General features: G+C 41.0%; 5 protein-coding genes. 2 read left to right on the top strand and 3 right to left on the bottom strand.

Annotated elements, in window-relative coordinates; all coding sequences use genetic code 11:
* Positions 1 to 14 precede the first annotated feature (14 nt).
* A complete protein-coding gene (locus E1176_RS09055; RefSeq protein ID WP_155210292.1) occupies positions 15 to 1568 on the top strand; it encodes an amidohydrolase family protein in 1554 nt (517 codons plus the stop codon).
* A complete protein-coding gene (locus E1176_RS09060; RefSeq protein WP_155210288.1) occupies positions 1565 to 2509 on the top strand; it encodes a tetratricopeptide repeat protein in 945 nt (314 codons plus the stop codon). Before E1176_RS09055 ends, E1176_RS09060 begins: the two co-directional genes overlap by 4 nt.
* Here E1176_RS09060 and E1176_RS09065 read toward each other — a convergent pair.
* The 3 genes from E1176_RS09065 to asnB form a co-directional block, all read right to left on the bottom strand.
* A complete protein-coding gene (locus tag E1176_RS09065; protein ID WP_185152717.1) occupies positions 2506 to 3393 on the bottom strand; it encodes a diacylglycerol/lipid kinase family protein in 888 nt (295 codons plus the stop codon). The two genes, E1176_RS09060 and E1176_RS09065, sit on opposite strands and share 4 nt — an antisense overlap.
* A 1-nt stretch (position 3394) precedes the next feature.
* Positions 3395 to 5221 (bottom strand): LTA synthase family protein, encoded by a 1827-nt coding sequence (locus E1176_RS09070; RefSeq protein WP_155210290.1) that lies wholly within the window; start codon positions 5219 to 5221, stop codon positions 3395 to 3397.
* A 103-nt stretch (positions 5222 to 5324) separates the two neighbouring features.
* On the bottom strand, positions 5325 to 7217 hold the full coding sequence (asnB, locus tag E1176_RS09075; protein WP_155210291.1) for an asparagine synthase (glutamine-hydrolyzing): 1893 nt from the start codon (positions 7215 to 7217) through the stop codon (positions 5325 to 5327).
* Positions 7218 to 7219 lie beyond the last annotated feature (2 nt).

Genomic DNA, 7219 nt, shown 5'->3' on the forward strand with positions numbered 1-7219 from the left:
ATCTACTCGCATGTCTGCTGAGTGTATATTCACTAAACGCTCAGGTAAAAAAAGCTCCTGAAAGAACCCAGGGAGAAGGCCCCTGGCCACAACTTATCATTAGAGGTGTAACGCTTATCAATGGCAATGGAGCGCCTCCCACCGGCCCCGTAGATATAGTAGTTGAAAAGAACAGAATCAAGCAAATCAAGGTGGTGGGCTATCCTGGTGTTGCGATAGATCCAGAAAAAAGACCTCAGTTGGCAGATAATGGTAAAGAGCTGGATGCTACCGGCATGTATTTATTGCCTGGTTTTGTAGATATGCACGGTCATATTGGAGGTTCTGCACAGGGCGCGGATGCCGAATATGTATTTAAACTCTGGATGGCCCATGGAATTACTACTGTTAGAGATCCATCAGCAGGAAATGGTTTGGACTGGGTGTTGGACCAAAAGGAAAAAAGCGCCAAAAATGACATTACAGCTCCTCGCATCTATGCCTATACAGCTTTCGGGCAGGGATCAAAAGAAGATATTAGCACACCACAACAGGCAAGAGAATGGGTGCAGGCAAATGCTAAAAAGGGAGCTGATGGCATTAAGTTTTTTGGTGCAGCTCCGGAAATTATGAAGGCAGCCCTGGAAGAAAATAAAAATTTAGGACTTCGTTCTGCGTGTCATCATGCACAAATGGCTGTAGCAAGATGGAATGTGCTAAACTCTGCCAAAGCAGGCCTTACATCGATGGAGCACTGGTATGGCCTTCCCGAGGCACTATTTGACGACCGCACCGTACAGGATTATCCTGTTGATTATAATTATAACAATGAGCAGGATCGCTTTGGCGAGGCAGGGAGACTGTGGCAGCAGGCTGCACCTCCGTATTCTAAAAAGTGGAATGAAGTGATGAATGAACTACTGGAACTCGACTTTACGATCGATCCTACGTTTAATATATATGAGGCGAGCAGAGACTTGATGAGAGCACGCAGAGCGGAATGGCACGAGACCTATACCATGCCTTCATTGTGGGATTTTTATCAACCAAGTAAAATATCTCATGGGTCTTATTGGCATGATTGGGGTACGGAGCAGGAAGTAAACTGGCGAAACAATTATAAACTATGGATGACCTTCATCAATGAGTATAAAAACAGAGGCGGAAGAGTAACCGCGGGTTCTGATTCAGGTTTTATCTTTCAATTGTATGGGTTTGCGTATATCCGAGAACTTGAACTGTTAAGAGAAGCGGGCTTTCATCCATTAGAGGTTATAAGAGCAGCTACACTAAACGGTGCAGAAGCATTAGGAGCAAGTGAGGAGCTAGGAACTGTAGAAGTGGGTAAACTAGCTGATTTTGTAATTGTTGAAGAAAATCCATTGGCCAATTTAAAGGTGCTTTATGGTACGGGTGCTGTACGACTTACAGAAGATAATGAAGTTGTGCGTGCGGGTGGTGTAAAGTATACAATTAAAGACGGTATAGTATATGATGCTAAAGCACTGCTCAAAGATGTGGAAATGATGGTTAAGGAAGAAAAAGAAAGAACAGGTTACACTATAATCCAACCTGGATTAGACAAATGAGATATATATTAATACTAGTGCTTCTTGCAACAGTAGGTTGTAAGAAGAAGATGGATAAGGAGAAGGAGCTTACTAAAGGCATGGAACCTCAGGTTGTTTCATTATTAGGTATTACTTACTACGAGCCACTTCGAGATGAGAAAACTCAGCAGAAGCTGGAGCAAAATCTCAAAGAGGCTAAGAAAAGATTTAAAGCCAATCCGTCCGAAGAAAATTATATATGGCTAGGGAGGAGAATGGCATACCTAAGTCATTATGTACATGCCATAGAGATTTTTAGCGAAGGCATAGAAGAGTACCCTGACTCATACAAGCTATACAGGCATAGAGGTCATAGGTATATTTCCATACGTGATTTTGACAAAGCTATCGATGATCTGGAGAAAGCAGCTTCGTTGATGCCCAAAGATACCCTGGAGATAGAGCCTGATGGCATTCCTAATAAAATCAATCAGCCGCTTTCAAATACGCAGTTTAATGTGTGGTATCATTTAGCCCTGGCCTACTATTTAAATGGTGACTTTAACATCGCCAATAAGCTATATGATAAATGCATGAAGACATCGGTAAATGATGATTTGGTGTGTGCTACTACTGATTGGAAATACATGACTCTCAGAAGGCTGGGAGAGAAGTCTCAGGCAGATTCTCTGCTTCAGTTGATTGATAGAGACATGCAGATTATCGAAAATGAGTCTTATCATAAGCGTTTGCTCATGTATAAGGGCTTGATGTCACCCGATTCGTTGCTTGAGGTGAGCAGTGCAAATCCTGACCCTGATCTTGCTTTGGCCACTCAAGGTTATGGAGTAGGCAATTGGTATCTATACAACGGGGATTCTACCCGGGCTTACGATATTTTTAATAAGGTAATTGAAGGTAAACACTGGTCTGCTTTTGGTTTTATAGCAGCCGAAGCAGAGTTGAGCAGACAGGACTAGCACCTACAGGCCACTTTTAATGAAAGTGGCTTTATAGTTAGTTTGATGTCTGATTTGAGATCAAAGGGATCCCCATCGAGGTGGAAGTGATTTTCACTATCTTCTGAAATGCGCTTGATAATCACCTCTTTTCCTTGTGCACAATGGTAGTATCTCGATTTATATACGGTGCCATTAAATAGGTGGAAGAGCAGAATGGGATAGTACCAAAAAGGTACTTTTTGTAAAATACATATATCCATAAGGCCGTCTGCTATTCTCGCACCCGGTGCAATGTGAGCATTGTTGCCATACTGTGTTGCATTGGCAATAGAAACGATAAAAGGGGCTTTTTCCGTTTTTTCAATACCGTCAATTATAAGTCTGTATCCGGCATATCGATATTTATTGAGCTCCCTCAAAGCAAGATTAGCATAAGTAATAAAGCCACGCTTCTTACTCTTTGCGAAGATGCTCGCTATGTGCGCGTCAAAACCCACACCGGCTACGTTAAGAAAAGCCTGATCATCAACCTTAATGGTGTCGATAGTTGAAATCTCAGGACGCTGAAACGTAATAATGGCTTTCTTAAGATTGAGAGGAATGCCAAGGTGCCGAGCTAATCCGTTGCCTGATCCCATAGGTACAATGCCAAGTGCTGTTTCTGAGTCGATCAGTGGTCGGGCCACTTCATTAATAGTGCCATCTCCACCCACCGCTACAATCAGGTTAAATTTACCTTTATTGTCGTTACTTATTTTGGTGGCCTCACCGGCATACTTTGTGAATACAATGTCGTAGTCAATGTGGCCATCAAGGTATCGATATAGCAATTTTGGAACTTGCTCCTTACTGCGAGTACCCGAGTTGGGGTTGATGATGAATAATGCCTTTGTACGACTCATTTTATCGACTGTTATAGTCATTGTATAGAGATTGCATATAAGACATGCCAGGTAGCGTATCGTTTGTGTTTATGCCCTCTTTTTTTAAGTACCTTTTGCCTACATTATCATAAACAAAAAACACATCATCGCTTATGAAACCATAGCCATTATTATAGATGTACACCGCAAAATCTTTGTAATCAGAACTTAGCAGGTTGTTGCTGAAAGAATAAGCATCATCTGGCTGATCGACCTGCCCGAGAATTGTATTAGGGATATCAGTTTGTGAGCCAAGTGTATGAATTACCGTATCCGTTTTATTGAGCGCCCCTCCCAGCCATAACATCGGAATTTTAAATCGGTTAGGATTATCAAAACCACCATTATCCGGCATGCCGTGACCGTGGTCTGCTGTGATTATAATCAAGCTATTTTTCCACCAATCGGTTTCTTTCGCATTATCAATAAATTCCCCTAAAGCTTTGTCGGTATAGTGCGCTGAGTTGAGAAATTTTGATACATTATCGTCACCCTCAATAACTGTGGGCATAGGCACTTCAAACGGCTCATGACTACTTAGAGACAACATCACTTTAAAGAATGGTTCTTGAGCCTTTTTGGTTTCATCCAGAAATCGATCAAAAACGAACTCGTCATGCACACCCCATTTAGACTGGTTAAGTGAATCAGGAAAATCTCCACTATGCGTGATATTATCAAAACCTGCAGCACTCAAGTAAGACCTGAAATTGGCAAAATCGATATTCCCGCCATAAGTGAAGCCAGTATCATAGCCTAATTCTGATAAAGACTTATTGATAAATGGTAATTGTTGCGTTTTTCTAGGGTATTTGATAATCGATCCCTTAGGCTGAGCCGGGTATCCACTTATGATTGATACAATGCCTTTGTCCGTCCTGTCACCAGAAGAATAAAAATTGTCGAATAGAATGCCCTCTTTGGTAAGGGCTTCAATATTTGGAGCAACGCCTTCAATACCGCCCAGTGCCTTTATAAATTTGAAAGTATAGCTCTCTAATATAATTAAGACGATGTTCGGCTTATCGGTTTTAATTAAACGGCTGGTATCGCCAGATTTTTTAAATAGCTCATTGTAATACTTCTCTGTGTTGTTTTTGTCCAGGAAGTGTTTGGGGTATTTAAGCCTTTTTATTTTAGATAGGGCATACCCACTATTGTAGACCACATTGATGGCAGCATGATTTACATACATGTTAGACTCGTGAAAATAAACACTACCCACATTGATTGGTGCCACTCCTGTTGTGCCTCTGATGGGCGCTATCAAAACACCTGTGAGCAGAAGAAGCACTAATGAACTCTTCCATGAAGCCGGGCCTAATTGGAGTACTTTTTTGGATACATATCTTTTATAGCCAATGAGAAAAACGGCAACTAAAACAACCCAGAGGACAACAAGCTTTAATAGCGCCCAAAAACTAATGGCAATTGTTGTGTCGTCACCCACATAGAGCAGGGGGGTGGCATCTAATCGAAATCCCCAGTGCTGGTACATTTCTAAGTCAAAAACTACAACAAATGCACAAATAACGATGAGAAGGGCGGTATAGATATTCAGGATGATCCTTACTATTGACACTTTCACGAAAGAGGAGGCCACGAGTACTAACCCGGGTATTAGTAGAAAATAACCAGTTGTAGATAAGTCAAGTCTCAGGCCGTGCAGTACAGACAGTAAGATATCTGCCAATGAAGATTCTGATGATTTGTCTAAGTAATATACCAGAAATATCAACCGCGCAGCTACAAAAAAACACAACCAGAAAAGTCCGTAGGTTAGAAATAGTTTAACCCTGTTTTTCATCTATCAGATTAATCATTTGTTAAGCAAATGCAAAGATAGTATTAATTGTAAAACGAGCAGGTTAGCAACAAATGATCTGCAACAGAAATATAAGTTGAGCGACTTATGAGCAATAACGTTTCCACCACCACTGAAAAACGATCAGTCCCCAAATACGAGCATGTACATCTTCCGGGTTAGCGCTGAAAAGTTTCTTTTTAAGTCTGCTGACAGACTGATAATTGAAAATCCCCTGCCCTTCTATAAAATCTTTAGACAGCAAATCATCTTCTATGAGAGATTTCATTTCCTTTCTAAACCACTTCAGTAAAGGCACCTCAAATCCTTTTTTAGGGCGATTATAGAGTTCTTCTGGCAAGATATCTCTGAATGTATCCTGCACTATTCGTTTTCTAATATTTGAGTTTATCTTACTATCGGTAGGTAATGAGAAAGCAAACTCAACCACTTCATGATCCAGGAATGGTACGCGCACTTCTAAACTGTTAGCCATAGACATACGATCGACTTTAGTAAGCATGTCGTCTGGCAACACCAACTTCACATCGGTAAGCAGTAAATCGTTGATGTCTTCTTTTTCTGGTATATGTTTAAGTATTTCCTGCTTAAACTCTTCATAATCCTGGCGTTCAAGGTTATGGATAGAACTTTCTGACAACAGGCTGTCTGCTTCGTTTTCATTTACAAAACCAGCCCATCTCCAATAGCGCTCTTTAGCATTGAGTTTTGATCCTTTACTAAACCGATCGAGTTGCCTGAATATATTGGTGACAGGATTATTCCTTGATTTAGGCAATACCGACCATACCGGCCCTAGTGCTTTTACAAGTTCAGCTTTGCTACCACCCTGTAGTATCTTATAAAAGGCTGCGTGTTTGTTGTATCCGGCAAACAATTCATCAGCCCCGTCACCTGAAAGTGCTACTGTAGCATGTTTGCGGGTCTCCTGAGATAAAATATAAACCGCTATAGCCGAGGAGTCGGCAAAAGGTTCATCGATATAATCGAGTATCTGATTAACGTGTTGGTATAGGTCTTTATTTGTAAGAGAAAAGACGGTGTGCTCAGTACCGAGCTTTTTAGCAACAGCTCTTGCATAATCGGTTTCATCAAAGAATTTTTCTTCACTAAAACCTATAGAAAATGTATGAATATCGGGTTTGTGCTTGCTGGCAAGCGCAGCGATTACTGAAGAATCTATACCACCACTTAAGAAACTTCCCAAAGGTACGTCCGCGACCAATCGCTTAAGTACCGACTTTTCTAATAAATGACTAAATGATTGCTGTTGCTTCTCATAACTATCTTTGTTTAGAGGTTGCTTTTTTACCTCATAATAAGTCTCAATCGACACGTTCTGATTGGTAATCGTCATGCACTGACCAGGAAGTAATTTTTTCACATCCTTGAAGATCGTTCGTGGAGCGGGTATGTAGTTGAGCTGTAGATAAGTGCGAAGTGCTGTGAAATCAAGGTTTTTCTCAATACCATAAGAAAGGATGGACTTCATTTCTGAGGCAAATAGCACACGATTTTCATCATGCAAAAAATAGAGCGGTTTTATCCCCAGACGGTCTCTAGCTATAAATAAGGTAGCATCTTGCTTGTCGTAAACAGCAAAAGCAAAAAAGCCATTGAGTTTATCGAGGCATTTTGGGCCTTCTTTAATATATAGTTCTAATAATACTTCTGTATCGCACTGAGAGTGGAATTGAACGTCTTGAGATTCTAGTTGCTGTTTTAAGGCTTTGTAATTGTAAATTTCACCATTAAAAATGATGCAATAGCGCCCTGATCTATCCCACATCGGCTGGTGACCCTCAGCACTTGTATCTATGATCGACAACCTGCGATGTCCGAGTGCCACCTGCTGATCGTTATAAATATCCTGAAAATCGGGTCCTCTCGATGAAAGTGCCTTCGTAGCATTCGCTACATTGATCATGCTCATTCGGCCGATCATGTTAAAAGCATAGATGCCGGTTATTCCACACATGC

The sequence above is a fragment of the Fulvivirga aurantia genome (genome assembly GCF_009711475.1).
In the GTDB taxonomy this organism is placed as follows: Bacteria; Bacteroidota; Bacteroidia; order Cytophagales; family Cyclobacteriaceae; genus Fulvivirga; species Fulvivirga aurantia.